Below are 18,158 nucleotides of genomic sequence, written 5' to 3' on the forward strand. Positions count from 1 at the left end.
TTCGGGTGGTCCCGCTCCTGGGCACCGCTCCTGGTCCCGCTCTTGGGCCCCCTCCTGAGCCCGCTTCCCCCGCCGCGTCCCTCGCACACGGAAGGCCGGCACCCCGGGGGGTGCCGGCCTCGCGCGCGACCGGAACGGTGGCGCCCGATCCGGCCGCCGGCGTCGTGTCTCAGACCCAGGCGTCGTGCCTCAGGCCCAGAGCTGTCCGTCGAGGCGTTCCTCGGCCTCTTCGAGGGTGCCCTCGTAGGCGCCGGTGGACAGGTACTTCCATCCGGCGTCGGCGATGATGAACGCGATGTCGGCGCGCTCCCCCGCCCGTTCCGCCTTGCGGGCCATGCCCAGGGCGGCGTGCAGAGCGCCGCCGGTGGACACACCCGCGAAGATGCCCTCCTGGTCCAGGAGTTCCCGGGTCCGCTTGAGGGCGGCGTCGGAGGGCACGGAGAAGCGCGTGGTGAGGACCGACTCGTCGTAGAGCTCGGGGACGAAGCCCTCGTCCAGGTTGCGCAGGCCGTAGACCAGCTCGCCGTAGCGGGGCTCGGCGGCCACGATCTGCACGTCCGGCTTGTGCTCGCGCAGGTACCGCCCGACCCCCATCAGGGTGCCGGTGGTGCCCAGCCCGGCCACGAAATGCGTCATCTCCGGCAGGTCGGCGAGCAGCTCGGGACCGGTGGTCTCGTAGTGGGCCCGGGCGTTGGCCGGGTTGCCGTACTGGTAGAGCATCACCCAGTCGGGGTTCTCCCGGGCCATCTCCTTGGCGACGCGGACGGCCTCGTTGGACCCGCCCGCGGCGTCGGAGAAGTGCACCCGCGCCCCCCACATCGCCAGGAGCTGCTTGCGCTCGGCCGAGGTGTTCTCCGGCATCACGCAGACCATCCGGTAGCCGCGCAGCTTGGCGACCATGGCCAGGGAGATGCCGGTGTTGCCCGACGTCGGCTCCAGGATGGTGCAGCCCGGGGAGAGCAATCCGTCCTTCTCGGCCTGCTCGATCATGTAGAACGCGGCGCGGTCCTTGATCGAGCCGGTGGGGTTGCGGTCCTCCAGCTTCGCCCACACCCGCACGTCCGGCGAGGGGGAGAGCCGCGGCAGCCCGACCAGGGGCGTACCGCCGAGGGAGTCCAACAGGGAGTCGTAGCGCATGCCAGTCCTAGGTCTGTGGATGCTGCCCGTCGGGAGCTATCGGCTTCCGCCGGCCACGGCCGGCAGGACGGTGACGTTGTCGCCGTCGTTGAGCTTGGCCTCCAGACCACCGACGAAGCGCACGTCCTCGTCGTTGAGGTAGACGTTGATGAAGCGACGCAGCTTGCCGTTCTCCACGATGCGCTCGCCGATGCCCGGGTACTTGCCGTCCAGGTCGTTGAACAGCTCGCCGAGCGTGTCGCCGGTGCCCTCGACGACCTTGGCGTCGCCGGTCAGGTTGCGCAGGATGGTGGGGATGCGGACCTCGATGGCCATGAAGGTGTCTCCAGAGTTCGTTGTCGTGCGTACAGTCCCAACAGGGGGTGCGCCGGGCCCATTCCGGGCCGGCGTTCCTGGGGGCGGAGGCTACTGCTCGGTCTCGCCCGCGGGCCCGGTGATCTCCACCGGCTCCTCGGTGACCTCGCCGTCGATGATCCGGTAGGAGCGGAACTCGACCGTGTCGGGCTCGCGCGTGGACACGAGCACGTAGTGGGCCTGGGGCCACTGGGCGTAGGTGATGTCGGTGCGCGAGGGGTAGGCCTCGGTCATCGTGTGGGAGTGGTAGATCACCACGAAGTCCTCGTCGCGGTCCCACAGCTGGTCGTAGACCTGCTTGTACTCGGTGGAGTCGAACTCGTAGAACGTGGGCGAGCGCGCCGCGTTCATCATCTCCACGTACCGCTCGGGTCGGTCGGAGCCCTCCGGTCCGGCCACGATCCCGCACGCCTCGTCCGGGTGGTCGCGGCGGGCGTGGGCGACGATCTTGTCGTAGATCGAGCGATCAATGCTGAGCATGCCCCCAGGGTACCCAAGAGAAGATCCCTACCAACCAAATGGGTATTGTTGATTCGCTCCCATTTCGCCGGGTCCGGCGGTACGGGCCCGCCGCGGCGTGGTCTCCGCCACGCCCGCGCTCGGGCGGCCTCCACCGAAGACGCCTTAGGCTCGTCGGCATGAGCGAGGACAGCAGCAGCGCGCTGCTCACCGACCACTACGAACTCACCATGCTCCAGGGCGCCCTGCACAGCGGCGCCGCGAGCCGCCGGTCCGTCTTCGAGATGTTCGCGCGGCGGCTTCCGGAGGGGCGCCGGTACGGCGTCGTGGCCGGCACCGGACGGTTCCTGGACCTGCTGGAGCGCTTCCGGTTCGGTACCGCCGAGCTGGACTTCCTCTCCGACCACGGGGTCGTGGACGAGCCGACCCTCGAATGGCTGTCACAGTACCGGTTCAGCGGGAACGTGTGGGGCTACGGCGAGGGCGAGACCTATTTCCCCGGCTCTCCGATCCTGGTGGTGGAGGGCTCCTTCGCCGAGGCCGTGATCCTGGAGACGCTCGCCCTGTCGGTGTACAACCACGACTGCGCGATCGCCTCGGCCGCCTCGCGCATGGTCGTGGCCGCGGGCGACCGGCCCCTCATCGAGATGGGATCGCGCCGCACGCACGAGGCGTCGGCCGTGGCTTCCGCGCGGGCCGCCTACATCGCCGGGTTCGCGACCTCCTCCAACCTGGAGGCCGGGCGCACCTACGGCGTGCCCACGGGCGGGACGGCCGCACACTCCTTCACCCTGCTGCACGACAGCGAGCGGCACGCCTTCCGGACGCAGGTGGAGTCCATGGGCGCGGGCACGACGCTGCTGGTCGACACCTACGACGTCGAACGCGCCGTGCGCACCGCGGTCGAGACGGCCGGCCCCGACCTGGGCGCGGTCCGGCTCGACTCCGGCGACCTGGCCGCGACCGCCGGGCGGGTCCGCAAGGAACTGGACGCGCTCGGGGCGGTGCACACGCGGATCGTGGTGACCGGGGACCTGGACGAGCACTCGGTGCAGTCGCTGGCCGTGGCGCCGGTGAACGGCTACGGCGTGGGAACGTCCCTGGTGACCGGGTCGGGGGCGCCCACCGTGGCCCTGGTGTACAAGCTGGTGGCGCGGAGCCGCTCGCTGGACCCCCGGGCGTCGCTGGAGCCGGTGGCCAAGCGCTCGGTCGGCAAGCCGAGCAAGGGCGGCCGCAAGTGGGGGGCCCGGCGGCTCGACGACAAGGGCACGGCCGTGTCCGAGGAGGTCTTCCCGCACCTGCCGCCCGAGGAGACGGGCCTGCGCCCGATGATGCGTCCCCTGGTCACCGACGGCGAGGTGGTGGGCCGGGAGTCCGTGGGCCGGGCCCGCGAGCGCCACCGGGCGGCTCTGGCGGAGCTGCCGGAGGAGGCGCTGCGGATGTCGCGCGGCGAGGCCGCGCTGCCGACCGTCTTCCGCTGAGGACCCCGCGGAGGGATTCCCGCCGTTCCGAAAGCGACGGGAGACGGGTGCTGTGACTCAGGCGATCACGGGGCAGACTGGACGGTGAAGGGGAGGGATGCGCACATGCGAGCACTCATCGTGGTGGACGTACAGAACGACTTCTGTGAGGGCGGGAGCCTGGCCGTGGCCGGTGGCGCCGCCACCGCCGCGGCGGTGACCGACCACGCTCGGGACCGTGCCCAGGACTACGGGGTCGTGGTGGCCACCCGGGACCACCACATCGACCCGGGTCCGCACTTCTCCACCGAGCCGGACTTCGTCACGAGCTGGCCCGTGCACTGCTTGGCGGGCACCGTGGGCGCGGAGTTCCATCCGGGCTTCGACGCCTCGCTCGCCGACGCGGTGTTCAGCAAGGGGCAGTACTCCGACGGCTACAGCGGCTTCGAGGGCACGGTCGAGGACGGCACGGCCCTGGCGGACTGGCTGCGCGAGCGCGACGTGGACGAGGTGGACGTGGTGGGCATCGCCACCGACCACTGCGTGCGCGCCACGGCACTGGACGCGGCCGCCGAGGGCTTTCGCACGCGGGTGCTGCTCGGGCTGACGGCGGGTGTGGGGGCCGCGACCGTGGAGTCCGCGCTGGAACAGCTGCGCGACGCCGGCGTGGAGCTGCGGGGCGAGCCGGTCGTCGCCTGAGGGCCGACGCCCCGCGGCCGTCACGGCGCGGTGGGGCCCTCATCGTCGGCCGGTCCGGTGGATCCGGACCGCCGGGAGCGTGCGAGGAGCGTGGTCAGGATCGGCTCGGCGTGGGTCCACAGGACCGCGCCGCCGATCCCCGGCACGACCAGCACCCCCCTGCGGCCCTGGGGGTCGCCCCACTCGCTCCAACCGAGCACGCACCCGTCGGGCAGTGTGGTCAGGCCCCGGCGTTCCGGAGCGGTGGTTCCCCATGGCATGCGCAGGAATCTACCCGTCGACCGCACCGGTGACCAGCGGTTTTCGCCGTGGCCGGTGCGGATCGACGGGTGCGTCCGCGTGGTCGTGCGGGTGCCTCAGGCGACGCCGACGGCCGCGCGCACGCGGTCGATGACGGTGCGGGCGCGCTCGCGGGCCCGGGCCGAGCCGGAGTCCAGGATCGCGTCGATCCGGGCGGGGTCGGCCATCAGTTCCTCGTAGCGGGCGCGCTTGGGCGCGAGCTCGGCGTCGACCGCCTCGAAGAGCTCGTTCTTGAGGTCGCCCCAGCCCATGCCGCCGGCCTCCAGGCGCTTGCGCACGTCGGCGGCCTTGTCCTCGTCGGCGAAGTGGGTGAGGAGCTGGAAGGGCACCGAGGAGTCGGGGTTCTTGGGCTCCTCCACCGGGGTGGAGTCCGTGGGGATGCGGCGGATGGCCTTCTTGAGCTTGTTCTCCGGCAGGAACAGCGGGATGTGGTTGTCGTAGGACTTGCTCATCTTGCGGCCGTCCACGCCGGGCAGGATGCTGGCGTCGCTGTCGTCGATGACGCCCTTGGGCATCGGGAAGGTGTAGGAGGCGCCGAAGCGGTGGTTGAAGTACCCGGCGATGTCGGCGGTGTACTCGATGTGCTGGGACTGGTCGCGGCCGACCGGCACGCGGGTCGCCTCCATGACGAGGATGTCGGCGGCCATGAGGATGGGGTAGTTGTACAGCCCCATGTTGATCCCCGCGTCGAGGTCGGTGATCCCGGCCTCGGTGTTGCGGTCGCGGGCCGCCTTGTAGGCGTGCGCGCGGTTCATGAGGCCCTTGGGGGTCAGGGCGCTCAGGATGGTGGTGAGCTCGAAGGTCTCCGGGACGCTGGACTGCCGGTAGATGACGGTCTGTTCCGGATCGAGCCCGCACGCGAGCCAGGTGGCAGCGCCTGACCGGATGCTGTGGCGGAGCTCGTCGGCGTCCTTGATGGTGTTGAGCGCGTGGTAGTCCGCGATGAAGTAGTACGTGTCGTACTCGTGCGCGGCCGCCAGGGCGGGCTTGATCGCGCCGATGTAGTTGCCCAGGTGGAAGTCACCGGTGGGCTTGATCCCGGTCAGGTAGATGTTCGCTGCCATACCCCTAGCCTAGCGGCGTGTCCGCCGGATCCTCGCCCTGGCGGTGTTCCCGGCCCCGTCCGCGCGCCCGGTCGGCGGGCGCCGCCGCCAGCTGGTCGGCGAGCAGGGCCAGCCGCTGCTCACGGGCGGCCGGGGGCAGTCGGCCGTCCCTGGCCAGGGTGACGAGCCCGTGGATGCTGGACCACCCGACCTCGGCCAGGAGTGCGGGGTCGCGGCCGCCGGCGAAGGGGGTGAGGACGCGCAGGATCGCCTCGAAGCCGGCCCGCAGGGGGGCGGGGGTGTCCGGTTGCCCGAAGGGCAGGTCGACGGAGCGGGAGAACATGGCCTCGTACAGCGCGGGGTGCTCCTCGGCGAAGGCCGTGTAGGCGCGCACCGCCGCTTCCAGGGCGCTCCTGGGGTCGGCGGCCGGCGCGGTGGCCGCTTCCAGGGCCTCGGCGAGTTCGCCGAACCCCTGGAGGGCGACGGCCGTGACGATCGCGTCCTTGCCGGAGAAGTGGCTGTAGAGCACGGGCTGGCTGTACTCGATGCGTTCGGACAGGCGGCGGGTGGTCACCGCCTCCCAGCCCTGTTCCTCGGCCAGTTCCCTGGCGGTGGCGATGATCAGCTCGTGGCGGCGGGCCCGCTCGCGCTCCTTGCGCTCGGTCGTGGACATGAGCGAATCCTAGCAACGCTAGGCACGGTGACCGGACCAGCATCTCGCGCCAGTACCCCCTCTTTGGCATACTGGGAGTATGAGTTCCACGGATACCACCATCAAAGTCCCCAGAAGACTGCGAGACCGGATCAGCGAACGCGCCAAGCGCGAACACGTGACCCTCGCGGTCGCGATCGAGCATGCCCTGGACGAGTCCGAGGAGTTGGCGTTCTGGGGTGACGTACGCCGCCATCACGCTTCGATGTCCGACGAGGACCGCCAGGACCACCTGGTGGACCACGCACTCCGAGACGACCTGGACGACCCCGCGGACGACGCGTTGAGCGACGAGGAGGCCTGGTGAGGCGCGGCGAGATCTACATGGCGGACCTCGGCGATCCCATCGGCCACGAACAGGCGCTCCGGAGGCCCGTTCTCCTCGCCAACGCACAGCCCTGGTTGGAGTCCCGTCCCCCCGTGGTGATGGTCCTCCCGCTGACCCGCACCCACCGGCCCAGTCCCACGCACGTCGAGATCGAACCGGGTTCCTCGGGCCTGAAAGAGATCAGCTACGTCAAGTGCGAGGACCTGCGGGCCATCTCCCCGCTCCGGTTGGAGCGCCGGTTCGGCAGCGTCAAGGACACCGTCATGTGGCGGATCGACGTCATTCTGCGGCGGCTCCTGTCCTTGTGAGCGCGCGCGGGTCGCCGCCGCGGAACGCCGTCCAGTGCTCGGCCATCCGTTGGGCCTGTCCCGCCGTGAAGGTCGTCATGCAGGCGTCATCGCTGTAGTTCATGAAGTTGTCGACCGGGTCCAGGCCCCTGCGGGTCCGGCAGGTGTCGCGCCCCTCCGGGCAGCCGGTGGCCGCCTCCCGCTCGTAGGGGGTGTCGGCCACGTAGTCCCCCGGGGTGTCGCAGCCGTTCTGAAAGGTGTGGAACAGGCCCAGCCAGTGGCCGACCTCGTGGGTGGCGGTGTGGCCCAGGTCGAAGCGCTCGCGCCCGCCGCCCGGCAGGGTGTCGTGGGCGACCACCACCCCGTCCTGCTCGGGATCGTCCGCGTAGTCCTGCGGGAAGCTGGAGAAGCCCAGCAGGCCCGGCCCCAGGTCGGCGGTGTAGAGGTTGAGCGTCTCGGGACCGCCCTGGTGCAGGTGCGAGCGGATGGTCGTCACGTGGTCGTTGAACTGGGAGAACCAGTCGTCGTTCGCCGTGCGGGTGATGTCGGCGAGCTCGAAGCGGAATCCGGTGTCGGTGGACTGCGGGCCGGTGGCGAAACGGCCGCCGTAGGCGGTGTTGAGGGTGTCGATCTGGTCGCGCACCCGCTCGCCGGAGACCCGGCCCTGGCCGTCCTCCCCCTCGATCACGTGCACCACCACGGGGACCTCCCGCGGCGGGGCCACGTCCTGCGCGCGCAGGGGTTCGAGCGCCGCCCGGAGCTCCTCCTCGTACTCCGCCGCCTGGTCGGGCGTCAGCTCCCCTCCTTCGGGGAGGAGTCCCGGCAGGCCGGGGTCGCTCAACCGGGCCTCCATGCCGGGCGGGCACGGCTCTCCCGCGTCCTGGCGCGCGGCGGCCCCGGGCCCGGCGGCCGTCGGTGAGGTGTCCGGCAGGGTGCTCGCCACGAGACCGGTCAGTGCGGCGCCGCACATCACCAGTCCGGACCAGAGCGCGGTGTTCGCGCGAAGTCGTCCCATCATCTGACGGACAGTATCGACGTGATCACGAAGTTCCGACCGGCCGTGCGCGAGCTTGCGAAGTATTTGCCGGAATCACGCTATTTGCGGCCGACCGCCCAGGTGCGGAGCTTGGCGATGCGCTCGCGGATCTGCGGCGGGGACGCCTGTGCCACGGGCGGTCCACCGCACGCGCGGCGCAGTTCGTTGTGGATGACCCCGTGCGGCTTGCCCGTGCGGTGGTGCCAGGCGCCCACCAGGCCGCTGAGCTCCCGGCGCAGCTCGGCGATGACCTCGTGCGTGGGCCCCTCGTCCTGCTCCGGCTCGGCTTTGGCCTTCACCTTGGCCTGGTTGGCCTGGATCTCGGCCTTGCGCTTGCGCAGCAGCTGGGAGACCTGCTGGGGGTCGAGCAGCCCCGGAAGCCCCAGGAAGTCCTCCTCCTCGGAGGAGCCCGGCGACCCGCCGTACTCCAGGCCGTCGTAGAGCGCGCGGTCGAACTCCGCCGCCGACTCCATCGTCTCGAACGGCAGTTCCTCCCCCGCGTCGGGGGTGTCGCGCTTCTTGTCGGCCTCCTTGAGGAGGTCCTCCTCCGGGTACTCGTCGTCGGTCGGGGTCCGGTCGAGGACGTGGTCGCGCTCGCGCTCCATCTCGCCCGCGTACTCCAGCAGCGTGGGCACCGACGGCAGGAACACCGACGCGACCTCGCCCCGCTGGCGCACGCGCACGAAGCGGCCGATCGCCTGGGCGAAGAACAGGGCGGTGCTGGTGGAGGTGGCGTACACGCCCACCATGAGCCGGGGCACGTCCACGCCCTCCGACACCATGCGCACCGCGACCATCCAGCGGTCGTCGCCCACGGCGAACCGGCTGATCTTCTTGGAGGCGGTGGGGTCGTCGGAGAGCACCACGGTCGCGCCCTTGCCGGTGATCTGGCGCAGGATCCGCGAGTAGGCTCGGGCGTTCTCGTGGTCGCTGGCGATGACGAGGCCGCCGGCGTCCGGGTGGGTCTTGCGGACCTCGGTCAGCCGCCGGTCGGCGGCCTGCAGGACCTTCTTGATCCAGTCGCCCTTGGGGTCCAGCGCCGCGCGCCAGGCCTGGGACAGGGCGTCCTGGGTGAGCGGCTCCCCCAGGCGGGCGGCGAGCTCGTCGCCCGCCCGCGTGCGCCAGCGCATCTCACCGGAGTAGGCCATGAAGATGACCGGGCGCACCACCCCGTCCTCCAGGGCGGGGGCGTACCCGTAGCTGTAGTCCCACGAGCAGCGGCGCACCCCGGCGCTGTCCTGGACGTAGTCCACGAACGGGATGGGGTTGATGTCGGAGCGAAAGGGCGTACCGGTCAGCGACAGCCGCCGCGCGGCCGGGTCGAAGGCCTCGCGGGCGGCGTCGCCCCACGAGAGCGCGTCACCGGCGTGGTGGACCTCGTCGAAGATGACCAGGGTCCGGCGCGCCTCGGTGCGGTTGCGGTGCAGCATGGGGTGCGCCGCGACCTGCGCGTAGGTGACGGCGACGCCGATGTACTGGCGGCCGAGCGCGCCCTGGCCGTTCTTGAAGTCGGGGTCGATGGCGATGCCGAACCGCGCGGCCGCCTCGGCCCACTGCTTCTTCAGGTGCTCGGTGGGGCAGACGATGGTGATGGCGCGGACCCGGTGCTGGTGGAGGAGCTCCCCGGCCAGGGTGAGGGCGAAGGTGGTCTTGCCCGCCCCGGGCGTGGCCACCGCCAGGAAGTCCCGTGGATCCCGGCGGAAGTACTCCTCGAACGCCTCCCGCTGCCAGGCCCGGAGCCCGCGCAGGCGGTCCTCCGTCGTGGTCTGCGTTACCGTCATCCGTCCTGTCCCCCGTTACTCACCTGCTTGAGGGTAGCGGGAGGAACCGACCGATCAGAGTGACCCCGGGGTGGTGCCGAGCACACCCCGGGGCCTCCTCCACGGGAGGTACGGCGGTTCGCCCCGCTGGTCGTCCCCGTTCTCAGCCCTGGCCGTCGGTCGTGTCGTCGACCAGTCCGTCCTCCGGCGGGGCCTCTCCCTCCGCCGGTTCCTCGAGCGGCGCGCCCTCCTCGGCCGGAACGGGCTCGCCGCCCTCGACCGCGCCGTCGTTGAAGGGCATGTGGGGGGAGAGCGCCGGGAAGGCGAACATCCACAGCAGTGTGGCGGCGCCCACGAGCAGCCCCAGCGCCATGATGAACTTCGACACCCAGGGGCCGGGCAGGACACGCCAGATCAGACCGTACATTCGCGTTCCTTCCCTACGCTTCGTCGCCGTCGGGGGCCATGTGCGCGATGGAGTCGGGCATCCCCTCGGACTTGGGCGTGGTCTCGGTCAGTTCGGCCCACACGATGAGCCGGTGGGTGTTGTTCAGCTTCGGCGCGCACGTGGTGAGGGTGAGCAGGGACCGTTCCGGCTCCTCGTCGGTGGCGTCGTCGAAGGGGTCGGGGTCGACCACCCACACGTCGTCGGGCAGCACCGTCTCCTCGTGGAAGACCTCGTAGGTGTAGAAGTTCTCCCCGTCCTCCAGCACCATGACGTCGCCCGACTCCAGCTGGTCCAGGTCCCAGAACAGGCCGGGGGTGCGGTGCGCGGCCACGCCGTAGTTGCCCGGCTGACCCGGGGCGCTGTCGAACCAGGTGTAGTGGCCCGGGCTGAACTGGATGTCCTCCTGGCTGGTGCCGTTGACCACGACCCAGTCCAGGTCGAGGTCGGGCACGTACAGCCGGCTGTCGGCGCTGCCCGGCAGCGGAGCCGAGTCCGGACCGGTCTCGTCCGCGGCCGCCCAGTTCTCCGCCAGCCCGTCGGCGAGGTCCTGCTGCTCCCTGTCCGTCTCCCATTGGGAGCCGTACACCTCGTAGGCGGCGTAGAACAGCATGAGCAGGCCGGCGGTCAGCAGGAGCTCACCGATGGTCCTGACGATGCCCCGGACGACGTCGCCGGGGGTGGCGCGCGGTCTGCGCTGAGGGGGGCGGCGCCGCCTTCCGCCCTGGTTGCGCCCACGGCCCCGGGGGCGGTCCTCGTCCAGCGGCTGCCGATCAGTTGCGGACACCAATACGACCTACTCCTGTCGACCTAGCATGCTCACAGCAGTTACCGGAGGGGCACGATCAGCGGGACCCCGGTGGGGGTGGGGGACGACCTCGACATCGTGCCGGTACACGGTGCTGAGCAGCGACGCGGTGAACACGTCGGACGGTGCGCCTCGCGCGGCCACCCGCCCATGGGACAGTATCGCCACACGAGGGGCGTAGGCAGCCGCAAGCCCCAAATCATGCAGGACCACGATAACCGCCCCACCGCTGTCCGCGAGTGTACGCGCGACGGAAAAGGGACCGCTTCCCGATGGCGGGGCCGAGCGCGTCGGCGGGTGCGCTGGTCACGGTGTCCGACCGCCCCCGGACACGGTGAAGGGCCTCGGCGCGCATGGTCCGCCAAGGCCCTTCACCCGTCCGGGGACGGGCGCCTACTTCATCATGTCCTCGTAGGCCTGCTTGCACTCCGGGCACACGGGGAACTTCTTCGGGTCGCGGTTGGGCACCCACACCTTGCCGCACAGGGCGATCACCGGGTCGCCGGTCACGGCGCTCTCGGTGATCTTGTCCTTCTGCACGTAGTGCGCGAACCGCTCGCGGTCTCCGTCACCGTGCGAGATCTCCGGTTTGGTCTCACTGTCCGGCAGAACCTTGTTCACGACATCCATCGCCATCGTGACTCACACCTTTCCACGTCTGTGTTCCACGGTATCGGGGAATCCGTCCTGATCCGACTGGCGCTCAGTTCAAGGTGGGATCATCAGGGTAGGTCGACAGGAGTGCGAGGTCCCCGCCCTGGCGGCGCAGCACCCGTGACCACAGGCGGTCGGGCTCGGTGGTGAACACGTCCTGTGCCAGCGCCGGCAGCACGTACCAGGCACCCTCGTCGATCTCGCCGGACAACTGCCCGGCACTCCAGCCCGCGTAGCCCGCGAACACGCGAAGCGCCCCGAGGGCGCCGCCCATCTCCAACGCCGGTCCGTCGAGGTCGACCATACCGACCCGGCCCAGTCCCGCGTCCGGTTCCAGCCCCTCCAGCGGCGCCCAGCCCCGCGGCGCGGCGTCGGGCGAGGCGATGCCGAGCGCGAGCCCGGAGCCCGAGCCGACGGGGCCTCCGGAGAACATCACCGCGGGTTCGCTGGCGTAGGCCCCCCACTCCGCGACGACCTCGTTCACGGGCATACCCAGGGGCCGGTTCAGGATCACCCCCAGGGCGCCGTCGTCGGTGTCGTCCACGACGAACACCACCGACCGGCGGAAGGAGTCCTCTTGGAGGATGGGGGCGGCCACCAGGAGCCGCCCCGTGAGCGTTGGCTGGTCCATGCCACACCTTTACCCAGATCCGGCGCCCCGGCGCGGGCCCGCACCGGGGCAGGGGCTCGTTCACGCGAGGTTTGCACGGAGCTCCGTACGTTCGCGCCATGAGGGGAACTCTGATGGCACTCGCGGCGGTCGCCCTGCTGACCGCCTGTACGACGACACACAGTATCCCGGAGCGGGAGCCCGGATCGGCCGTACCCGGAGAGGGGACCCGATGCGGGGACGACCTCCTGGAGGGGCTCGGCGCCTGGGCACGGGCCGGGTTCAGCGGGTCGGTCGTGGTCTCGACCGGCGGTGAGCCCGACTGCCTCGCCGCGTTCGGGTCCGCGGACGGGGCCGGCGACGGGGCCGCCGGCACGGCGAACACCGTGGACACGGTGTTCGCGATCGGCTCGGTGAGCAAGGCGTTCACGGCCGCGGCGGTCCTCGGGCTCGTCGACGCCGGGGAGTTGTCCCTGGACGACCGGGCCGGGAACGTCATCACCGATCTGGAGGGACCGCCGGCGCGGGCCACCGTCGAACAGCTGCTCCTGCACACGAGCGGCCTCACCGGGTCGCACGGCGACGACCACGAACCGCTGGACCGCGACGCGGCCGTCGCGGCGATCGGGCGGTTGGAGCGCGCCTTCCCTCCGGGCACCGACTCCCTGTACTCCAACAGCGGCTACACGCTGCTCGCCCTCCTCGTCGAGGAGGTGACGGAGGCGGGGTACCGGGACCACATGGCCGCCGAGGTCCTGCCGCTGCCGGACGGGGGCACGGCCGGAGGCTTCTGGGACGGCGAGCCCGCGGCACCAGGGCCGCGGGCCGTCGGCCTGCTCGAGACCGGCCCGGCCGAGCAGCGGGGCGGCTTCGCGGGTCCGCACTGGGCGCTGGACGGCAACGGCGACCTGGCCATGTCGGCGCCGGACCTGGCGGCGTGGACGCACGCGCTGTTCACGGGCGGGGTGGTCCCGCCCGAGGCGGTCGCGACGATCACCGCCCCCGGCTTCGACCACGGCGACGGCACCGCCGAGGCGCCGGGGTGGGTGTCCCTCGACGCGAGCGTCCACGGAACGCCGGCCCTGGCCTCCTCCGGGGGCGGCGGCGACACCGGGCACGAGGCGGTGGCCGTCTGGGTCCCGCAGGACGAACGGGTCGTCGTCGCGGTGTCGAACTCGGGCGGTGTCCGGGCCGGGGACCTGATGCGGGAGGCGGGGCCCGCGCTGCTCGCGGGAGGGCCGCCGCCTCCGCCCGGCCCCGGAGCGGCGCCCGACGACTTCGGCGACTTCGACGACGCGGACGTCGCCGCGCACGAGCAAGGAGTGCGGACCCTGCTCGACGGCGGGTCCCGTGAGGGGCACGAGGAGCGCGAGGCCCTGGAGTCCGAGCTCGGCCCGTTGGTGTCCGTCGAGGTCCTGGGGACGGTGGTGGCCGAAGCGGAGCTGCGCACCTACGTCACGGCCTCCTCCGCCACCGACTCGACCACCCTCTGGTACGCGCTCGACGAGCGGGGCGGCGTCGCGGCCGTCGAGGGGTCCGTCGACGCCCCGCCGTCCCTGTCACCCGCTCCGCCCGCCGCCCCCTCCGCCGACACCGCGGACTGACCCGCCCGCTGGGAGACTGTCGCCATGCGCATCCTGTTGCTGGAGGACGACGCCGACCTCGCGGAGGTCGTCGCGCTGGGCCTGCGCGACGCGTGCTACGCGGTCGACGCCGTCGGCACCCTCGCCGAGGCCGAGGAACTGCTGCGGACCACCGACTACGACGTCGCCTGCCTGGACCTCGGGCTGCCCGACGGCGACGGCCTCGGGCTCGTGGACCGGCTCACGCGGGACGCGGGCCTGCGGCGGCCCCGCCGCGTACTCGTGCTGACCGCGCGCGATGCCGTCGGCGACCGGGTCGACGGACTCGACGCCGGGGCGGACGACTACCTCGTCAAGCCTTTCCACTTCGCCGAACTCCTCGCCCGGCTGCGTGCCCTGGCGCGGCGGTCCGAGGGCCAGGGGTCCGTCCTGCGCGTGGGCGACGTGGAACTCGACCCGGCCGCGCACACCGCGCGGCGGGCCGGAGCCGATCTGGCGCTCACCGCCCGCGAGTACGCGCTGCTGCGCTACTTCATGTACCGGCCGGGCGAGGTGCTCTCCGCCGAGGACCTGCTCGAACACGTGTGGGACGCCAACGCCGACCCGTTCACCGCGTCGGTCCGCGTCATCCTCAGCCGGCTGCGCAGGAAGCTCGGGGATCCGCCGGTCATCACAACGCTCACGGGGGTCGGCTACCGGTTGGAGGCGGCGCCGTGAGCGGCCGTCGGCGGCGCTTCCCGGGGTGGCGGTCGCTGCGCACGCGGCTGACCGTGCTCGGATTCCTGGCCGGGTACGTGCCCGTCCTGCTGCTGTTCGGCGTCGTCCTGGCGACGGAGACCGAGGTCGACGTGCACGTGGAGAACGGGGTCCTCACACAGGAGCGGATCAGCGAGCGGTCGCCGTGGGTGACGGGGACCGTCGTCGCCCTGGGTCCGGGGGCGGCCCTCGCGGCGTGGTGGTGGGCCGGCCGTGCCGTGCGCCCCATCGAACGGGTGCGGGCGGTGGCGGAGGAGATCGAGGCGGGCGGCCTGGGCCGCCGGATCGGTCTGCGCGAGGGTCCCACCGAGATCGTCGCGCTGGCCGCGAGCTTCGACGCCATGCTCGGCCGGCTGGAGGCGTCCGCCGAGACGCAGCGGCGCCTGATCGAGGAGACCAGCCACGAGCTCCGCACACCGCTGTCGGTACTGGCCGCCAACGCCGAGGTCCTCCTCGCCCGTCCCGATCCGGACCTGGAGGTGTACCGGCGCGGCCTGGAGCGGTCGGGCCGGGCCGCGGAGCGGATGCGCTCGACCATCGACGAACTGCTGTTGGAGGCCCGCGGACGCGCGCGCACGCTGGACCGGGCGCCCGTCGACCTGATGGCTCTCGTGCGCTCGGTCCGGGACGAGACCGCTCCCCTGGCCGCGGCCCGGGGCACGGAGCTGCGCGTGACGGGTCCCGCGGAGGCGGTCTGCCCGGTGGACGGGGTCTCGGTGCGCCGGGCCGTGGCCAACCTCGTGGACAACGCGCTCAGGTACGGAGCGGACGGCTCGACGGTGCTGGTGGAGGTGGAGTGCTCGGCCTCCGAGGCGGCCGTGAGCGTGACCGACCACGGCCCCGGGATCCCCGAGCACGAGCAGGAGCGGGTCTTCCAGCGGTTCCGGCGCGGGCCCGGGCGCGGCGACGACGGGGGCAGCGGACTCGGCCTGGCGATCGCCCGCCAGACGGCCGCGGCCCACGGCGGCGGCCTCGGCCTGACCTCACCCGGTCCGACCGGTGACGGGTGCGTGTTCCGGCTGGTCCTGCAGCACTGACCGTCCCGGCCCCACGCATGGCCGGGACGGACGCACCGACGGGTGCCCGCGCCCCCGGAGAGCGGGGTGCCGCCTAGTCGTTCGAGGCGCGCGAGGCGACCTCGCGTACCGCCGTGGCCACGTGGTGCGACAGGTCGGAGTGGAAGACGCTGGGGACGATGTAGTTCGGTCCCAGCTCGTCCTCGGTCACCACGTCGGCGAGGGCCTCGGCGGCGGCGACCATCATGTCCGAGGTGACGTCGTGGCTCTGGGCGTCCAGCAGGCCGCGGAAGAAGCCCGGGAAGACCAGGACGTTGTTGATCTGGTTCGGGTAGTCGCTGCGGCCGGTGGCGACCACGGAGGCGTGCAGGTGCGCGACCTCGGGGTCGACCTCGGGGTCGGGGTTGGCCAGCGCGAAGATGATCGAGTCCTCGTTCATCTCGGCGATGTCGTCCCCGTCGAGCACGTTGGGCGCGGAGACGCCGATGAAGACGTCGGCTCCGGCCACGGAGCCCCGCAGGTCCCCGGTGTAGCCCGTGGGGTTGGTGTGCTCGGCGATCCAGCGCAGGTTGGCGTCGAGGTCCTCGCGGCCCTGGTGCACGGCGCCGTGCACGTCGCTGACGATGATGTCGCGGGCACCGGCGTGCATGAGCAGCTTGAGGATGGCGGTCCCGGCCGCGCCGGCGCCGGACATGGCGATGCGGACCTCGCCGAGCTTCTTGCCGACCACGCGCAGGGCGTTGCGCAGGGCGGCGAGCACGACGATCGCGGTGCCGTGCTGGTCGTCGTGGAAGACGGGGATGTCGAGCAGCTCGCGCAGGCGGGCCTCGACCTCGAAGCAGCGGGGCGCGGAGATGTCCTCCAGGTTGATGCCGCCGAAGCCCGGGGCGATCACCTGGACGGTGCGGACGATCTCGTCGACGTCCTGGGTGTCCAGGGCGATGGGCCAGGCGTCGATGTCGGCGAAGCGCTTGAAGAGGGCGGCCTTGCCCTCCATCACGGGCATGGCGGCCTCGGGGCCGATGTTGCCCAGGCCCAGGACGGCGGAGCCGTCGGTGACCACGGCGACGCTGTTGCGTTTGATGGTGAGTCGGCGGGCGTCGTCCTTGTTGGCGGCGATGGCCTGCGAGACGCGCGCCACACCGGGGGTGTAGGCCATCGAGAGCTCGTCGCGGTTGCGCAGCGGCACCTTGGACGACATCTCGATCTTGCCGCCGAGGTGCATCAGGAAGGTGCGGTCGCTGACCTTGTGGACGACGACACCCTCGATGGCGCCGAGGGCGTCGACGATGGCCTGGGCGTGCTCGGTGTCGCGTGCCGCGCACGTGACGTCGATACGGATCCGCTCGTGTCCGGCGGCCGCGACGTCCAGCGCGGTGATCATTCCGCCCACCTGCTCGACCGCGCTGGTGAGGCTGCCGACAGCGCTGCCTCCGGCGTCCAGTTCGAGACGGACGGTGATGGAGTACGAAACGCTGGGAAGGGTGGCCACGTAATGCTCCTTGGTCATACTCGGGGTGGTGCCTGCGCGGGCACGCCGGCAACCCTTCCCGCGTGCGTGCGCTGTGACGCCGGGGAACGCTTCCACTCGGGCCGGAGCGCGCTCGCGCTCTCCGGGCGGCCCGCCCGCAGCGGTGGCTTCGGCGGGTGGCGCCGGGCGGCGCCCGCCTCGGCGCGAGCTCGGGGTGGAACGTCCAGCGGACCCGGGACGACCGGTGGCGGCGCAACCGTCACCGACGTTCGGGCCTCAAGATGGAGGGCTGGTCTGGACCCGTAACCGGGTCGCCTCACCCTACCTGAGTCAAGGCCTCATCGTCAGCACAAGGTGACAATTACCGCTTTAGTAAAAAATCGCATAAATTACGACGCTTCATGGGTGTCCGAGCGGTGGCGGGGCGTGCCGTTCACGGCTCCGCGCCGTCGGTCGCCCTGTCCTGCGCGGCCCGGACGATGACGTCCACACACGCCTGGGCCGTCAGCGAGGTCCCGTCGAGCACGAGGTGGTAGTGCTGCGGCGAGGCGGGATCGGTCCGGTAGAAGCGCCGCACGTAGGCGTGGCGGGCCCGGTCGTTGTCCTCCAGCGTGCGGAGCGTGGGTTCGCCCTCGCCCCAGCCCTGGCCGCCGACCTCCTCGCGGTCGCCCGTGGACCACAGGCGCCGGGCCCGCCGCAGCCGCGCGTGGCGGTCCCCGTCCAGCCGGACGTGCAGGGCGGTGGGGTGGTCGGACAGCACGATCGCCCCCGCCCGGCCCAGGACCACGCCGCCCCGGTGCGCGAACTCTCCGATGACCTCTTCGGTCCGCTCGACGAACTCGTGGTCGTAGAGGAGCCGGCCCTCGTCGTTGGTGGTGCCGATGAAGGCGGTGTCGACGCTGCCGAGCGTCACGGTGGGCAGCCGCGCGGCGCTGGAGAGCAGGCGCTCGATACCGCCGGGGGCGCGGTCGTCGCGTTGGAGCACCTCGTCCAGGGAGCAGCCGATGCGCCCGGCGACGGCGCTGGGGATCGCGCGGTCGAGGAAGGGGACGCGCAGACGGGCGGCGACGGCGGGCCCGATGACACTGCCGCCGGCGCCGAAGGTCGCCGAGATCGTGACGACGGGCGTGTCCGCGCGTTCGAGGGGAGCGTCGTTGGCCATGGAGCACCTGCCGTGTCGCCGCGCGGGCCGTGGTGAACCCGCTGTTGACCGACTTCTACCCGGCCGGGGCCGGATCTC

At 71.9% G+C, this 18,158-nt stretch carries 21 protein-coding genes; 7 read left to right on the forward strand and 14 right to left on the reverse strand.

The window, feature by feature from the left end:
• Positions 1-189 precede the first annotated feature (189 nt).
• The 3 genes from DFP74_RS31135 to DFP74_RS31145 form a co-directional block, all read right to left on the reverse strand.
• A complete protein-coding gene (locus DFP74_RS31135) occupies positions 190-1,137 on the reverse strand; it encodes a PLP-dependent cysteine synthase family protein (RefSeq protein WP_121187333.1) in 948 nt (315 codons plus the stop codon).
• A gap of 36 nt (positions 1,138-1,173) precedes the next feature.
• Positions 1,174-1,452 carry a MoaD family protein gene (locus DFP74_RS31140; RefSeq protein ID WP_121187335.1) on the reverse strand — a complete coding sequence of 93 codons (279 nt, stop codon included), beginning with the start codon at positions 1,450-1,452 and terminating at the stop codon, positions 1,174-1,176.
• 90 nt (positions 1,453-1,542) lie between these two features.
• Complete coding sequence (locus tag DFP74_RS31145) at positions 1,543-1,971, reverse strand: Mov34/MPN/PAD-1 family protein (RefSeq protein ID WP_121187337.1); 429 nt, start codon at positions 1,969-1,971, stop codon at positions 1,543-1,545.
• Positions 1,972-2,129: 158 nt separating this feature from the next.
• On the opposite strand from DFP74_RS31145, the gene DFP74_RS31150 reads away from it, so the two are divergent.
• Together DFP74_RS31150 and DFP74_RS31155 are read left to right on the forward strand one after the other, a co-directional pair.
• Complete coding sequence (locus tag DFP74_RS31150; protein WP_121187339.1) at positions 2,130-3,431, forward strand: nicotinate phosphoribosyltransferase; 1,302 nt, start codon at positions 2,130-2,132, stop codon at positions 3,429-3,431.
• A 105-nt stretch (positions 3,432-3,536) separates the two neighbouring features.
• A complete protein-coding gene (locus tag DFP74_RS31155) occupies positions 3,537-4,109 on the forward strand; it encodes an isochorismatase family protein (RefSeq protein ID WP_121187342.1) in 573 nt (190 codons plus the stop codon).
• Positions 4,110-4,129: 20 nt separating this feature from the next.
• On the opposite strand, the gene DFP74_RS31160 is transcribed toward DFP74_RS31155, so the two are convergent.
• The 3 genes from DFP74_RS31160 to DFP74_RS31170 all read right to left on the reverse strand — a co-directional run bounded on the left by DFP74_RS31160 (position 4,130) and on the right by DFP74_RS31170 (position 6,125).
• Positions 4,130-4,369, reverse strand: coding sequence for a hypothetical protein (locus DFP74_RS31160; RefSeq protein ID WP_121187344.1), 240 nt, complete (start codon positions 4,367-4,369; stop codon positions 4,130-4,132).
• Between the two features lie 96 nt (positions 4,370-4,465).
• Entirely contained in the window at positions 4,466-5,473 is a 1,008-nt protein-coding gene (locus tag DFP74_RS31165) for a tryptophan--tRNA ligase (protein WP_121187346.1), read from the reverse strand.
• Positions 5,474-5,477: 4 nt separating this feature from the next.
• Positions 5,478-6,125 carry a TetR/AcrR family transcriptional regulator gene (locus DFP74_RS31170; RefSeq protein ID WP_121187348.1) on the reverse strand — a complete coding sequence of 216 codons (648 nt, stop codon included), beginning with the start codon at positions 6,123-6,125 and terminating at the stop codon, positions 5,478-5,480.
• A gap of 79 nt (positions 6,126-6,204) precedes the next feature.
• Between DFP74_RS31170 and DFP74_RS31175 the strand changes: the two genes are divergently transcribed.
• Positions 6,205-6,471: a hypothetical protein gene (locus DFP74_RS31175; protein WP_121187350.1), complete on the forward strand. Its 267-nt coding sequence runs from the start codon at positions 6,205-6,207 to the stop codon at positions 6,469-6,471.
• Entirely contained in the window at positions 6,468-6,800 is a 333-nt protein-coding gene (locus DFP74_RS31180; RefSeq protein ID WP_121187352.1) for a type II toxin-antitoxin system PemK/MazF family toxin, read from the forward strand. The genes DFP74_RS31175 and DFP74_RS31180 overlap by 4 nt, the downstream gene beginning before the upstream one ends.
• Here DFP74_RS31180 and DFP74_RS31185 read toward each other — a convergent pair.
• The 6 genes from DFP74_RS31185 to DFP74_RS31215 form a co-directional block, all read right to left on the reverse strand.
• The gene (locus DFP74_RS31185) at positions 6,772-7,749 is read right to left on the reverse strand and encodes a zinc metalloprotease (RefSeq protein ID WP_121188634.1); all 978 of its coding nucleotides are present in this window, start codon (positions 7,747-7,749) and stop codon (positions 6,772-6,774) included. The genes DFP74_RS31180 and DFP74_RS31185 overlap by 29 nt on opposite strands.
• Positions 7,750-7,874: 125 nt before the next feature.
• Positions 7,875-9,596 (reverse strand): DEAD/DEAH box helicase, encoded by a 1,722-nt coding sequence (locus DFP74_RS31190; protein WP_121187354.1) that lies wholly within the window; start codon positions 9,594-9,596, stop codon positions 7,875-7,877.
• Between the two features lie 142 nt (positions 9,597-9,738).
• Positions 9,739-10,002, reverse strand: coding sequence for a hypothetical protein (locus tag DFP74_RS31195; protein ID WP_121187356.1), 264 nt, complete (start codon positions 10,000-10,002; stop codon positions 9,739-9,741).
• A 13-nt stretch (positions 10,003-10,015) separates the two neighbouring features.
• Positions 10,016-10,810 (reverse strand): class E sortase, encoded by a 795-nt coding sequence (locus tag DFP74_RS31200; protein ID WP_121187359.1) that lies wholly within the window; start codon positions 10,808-10,810, stop codon positions 10,016-10,018.
• Between the two features lie 411 nt (positions 10,811-11,221).
• Positions 11,222-11,464, reverse strand: a complete 243-nt coding sequence (locus DFP74_RS31210; protein ID WP_053618320.1) for a DUF3039 domain-containing protein — start codon at positions 11,462-11,464, stop codon at positions 11,222-11,224.
• Positions 11,465-11,531: 67 nt separating this feature from the next.
• Positions 11,532-12,113, reverse strand: coding sequence for a YqgE/AlgH family protein (locus tag DFP74_RS31215; protein WP_121187361.1), 582 nt, complete (start codon positions 12,111-12,113; stop codon positions 11,532-11,534).
• Positions 12,114-12,211: 98 nt separating this feature from the next.
• On the opposite strand from DFP74_RS31215, the gene DFP74_RS31220 reads away from it, so the two are divergent.
• From DFP74_RS31220 to DFP74_RS31230, 3 genes are read left to right on the forward strand one after another with little or no spacing between them, the layout of a single operon-like run.
• The gene (locus tag DFP74_RS31220) at positions 12,212-13,696 is read left to right on the forward strand and encodes a serine hydrolase (RefSeq protein WP_121187363.1); all 1,485 of its coding nucleotides are present in this window, start codon (positions 12,212-12,214) and stop codon (positions 13,694-13,696) included.
• 24 nt (positions 13,697-13,720) lie between these two features.
• Positions 13,721-14,392: a response regulator transcription factor gene (locus DFP74_RS31225; RefSeq protein WP_121187366.1), complete on the forward strand. Its 672-nt coding sequence runs from the start codon at positions 13,721-13,723 to the stop codon at positions 14,390-14,392.
• Entirely contained in the window at positions 14,389-15,468 is a 1,080-nt protein-coding gene (locus DFP74_RS31230; RefSeq protein ID WP_121187368.1) for an ATP-binding protein, read from the forward strand. The genes DFP74_RS31225 and DFP74_RS31230 overlap by 4 nt, the downstream gene beginning before the upstream one ends.
• 73 nt (positions 15,469-15,541) lie before the next feature.
• On the opposite strand, the gene DFP74_RS31235 is transcribed toward DFP74_RS31230, so the two are convergent.
• Positions 15,542-16,939, reverse strand: coding sequence for an NAD-dependent malic enzyme (locus tag DFP74_RS31235; protein ID WP_121187371.1), 1,398 nt, complete (start codon positions 16,937-16,939; stop codon positions 15,542-15,544).
• Positions 16,940-17,351: 412 nt separating this feature from the next.
• Entirely contained in the window at positions 17,352-18,080 is a 729-nt protein-coding gene (locus DFP74_RS31240) for an AAA family ATPase (RefSeq protein ID WP_121187373.1), read from the reverse strand.
• Between the last annotated feature and the right edge of the window lie 78 nt (positions 18,081-18,158).

The organism is Nocardiopsis sp. Huas11, from assembly GCF_003634495.1.
In the GTDB taxonomy this organism is placed as follows: domain Bacteria; phylum Actinomycetota; class Actinomycetes; order Streptosporangiales; family Streptosporangiaceae; genus Nocardiopsis.

What these genes read in the sequence shown, in the direction of transcription:
- DFP74_RS31135 (WP_121187333.1), bottom strand. Translation starts at nt 1,137, where the DNA reads ATGCGCTACGACTCCCTGTTGGACTCCCTCGGCGGTACGCCCCTGGTC.
- DFP74_RS31140 (WP_121187335.1), bottom strand. Translation starts at nt 1,452, where the DNA reads ATGGCCATCGAGGTCCGCATCCCCACCATCCTGCGCAACCTGACCGGC.
- DFP74_RS31145 (WP_121187337.1), bottom strand. Translation starts at nt 1,971, where the DNA reads ATGCTCAGCATTGATCGCTCGATCTACGACAAGATCGTCGCCCACGCC.
- DFP74_RS31150 (WP_121187339.1), top strand. Translation starts at nt 2,130, where the DNA reads ATGAGCGAGGACAGCAGCAGCGCGCTGCTCACCGACCACTACGAACTC.
- DFP74_RS31155 (WP_121187342.1), top strand. Translation starts at nt 3,537, where the DNA reads ATGCGAGCACTCATCGTGGTGGACGTACAGAACGACTTCTGTGAGGGC.
- DFP74_RS31160 (WP_121187344.1), bottom strand. Translation starts at nt 4,369, where the DNA reads ATGCCATGGGGAACCACCGCTCCGGAACGCCGGGGCCTGACCACACTG.
- DFP74_RS31165 (WP_121187346.1), bottom strand. Translation starts at nt 5,473, where the DNA reads ATGGCAGCGAACATCTACCTGACCGGGATCAAGCCCACCGGTGACTTC.
- DFP74_RS31170 (WP_121187348.1), bottom strand. Translation starts at nt 6,125, where the DNA reads ATGTCCACGACCGAGCGCAAGGAGCGCGAGCGGGCCCGCCGCCACGAG.
- DFP74_RS31175 (WP_121187350.1), top strand. Translation starts at nt 6,205, where the DNA reads ATGAGTTCCACGGATACCACCATCAAAGTCCCCAGAAGACTGCGAGAC.
- DFP74_RS31185 (WP_121188634.1), bottom strand. Translation starts at nt 7,749, where the DNA reads ATGTGCGGCGCCGCACTGACCGGTCTCGTGGCGAGCACCCTGCCGGAC.
- DFP74_RS31190 (WP_121187354.1), bottom strand. Translation starts at nt 9,596, where the DNA reads ATGACGGTAACGCAGACCACGACGGAGGACCGCCTGCGCGGGCTCCGG.
- DFP74_RS31195 (WP_121187356.1), bottom strand. Translation starts at nt 10,002, where the DNA reads ATGTACGGTCTGATCTGGCGTGTCCTGCCCGGCCCCTGGGTGTCGAAG.
- DFP74_RS31210 (WP_053618320.1), bottom strand. Translation starts at nt 11,464, where the DNA reads ATGGCGATGGATGTCGTGAACAAGGTTCTGCCGGACAGTGAGACCAAA.
- DFP74_RS31215 (WP_121187361.1), bottom strand. Translation starts at nt 12,113, where the DNA reads ATGGACCAGCCAACGCTCACGGGGCGGCTCCTGGTGGCCGCCCCCATC.
- DFP74_RS31220 (WP_121187363.1), top strand. Translation starts at nt 12,212, where the DNA reads ATGAGGGGAACTCTGATGGCACTCGCGGCGGTCGCCCTGCTGACCGCC.
- DFP74_RS31225 (WP_121187366.1), top strand. Translation starts at nt 13,721, where the DNA reads ATGCGCATCCTGTTGCTGGAGGACGACGCCGACCTCGCGGAGGTCGTC.
- DFP74_RS31240 (WP_121187373.1), bottom strand. Translation starts at nt 18,080, where the DNA reads ATGGCCAACGACGCTCCCCTCGAACGCGCGGACACGCCCGTCGTCACG.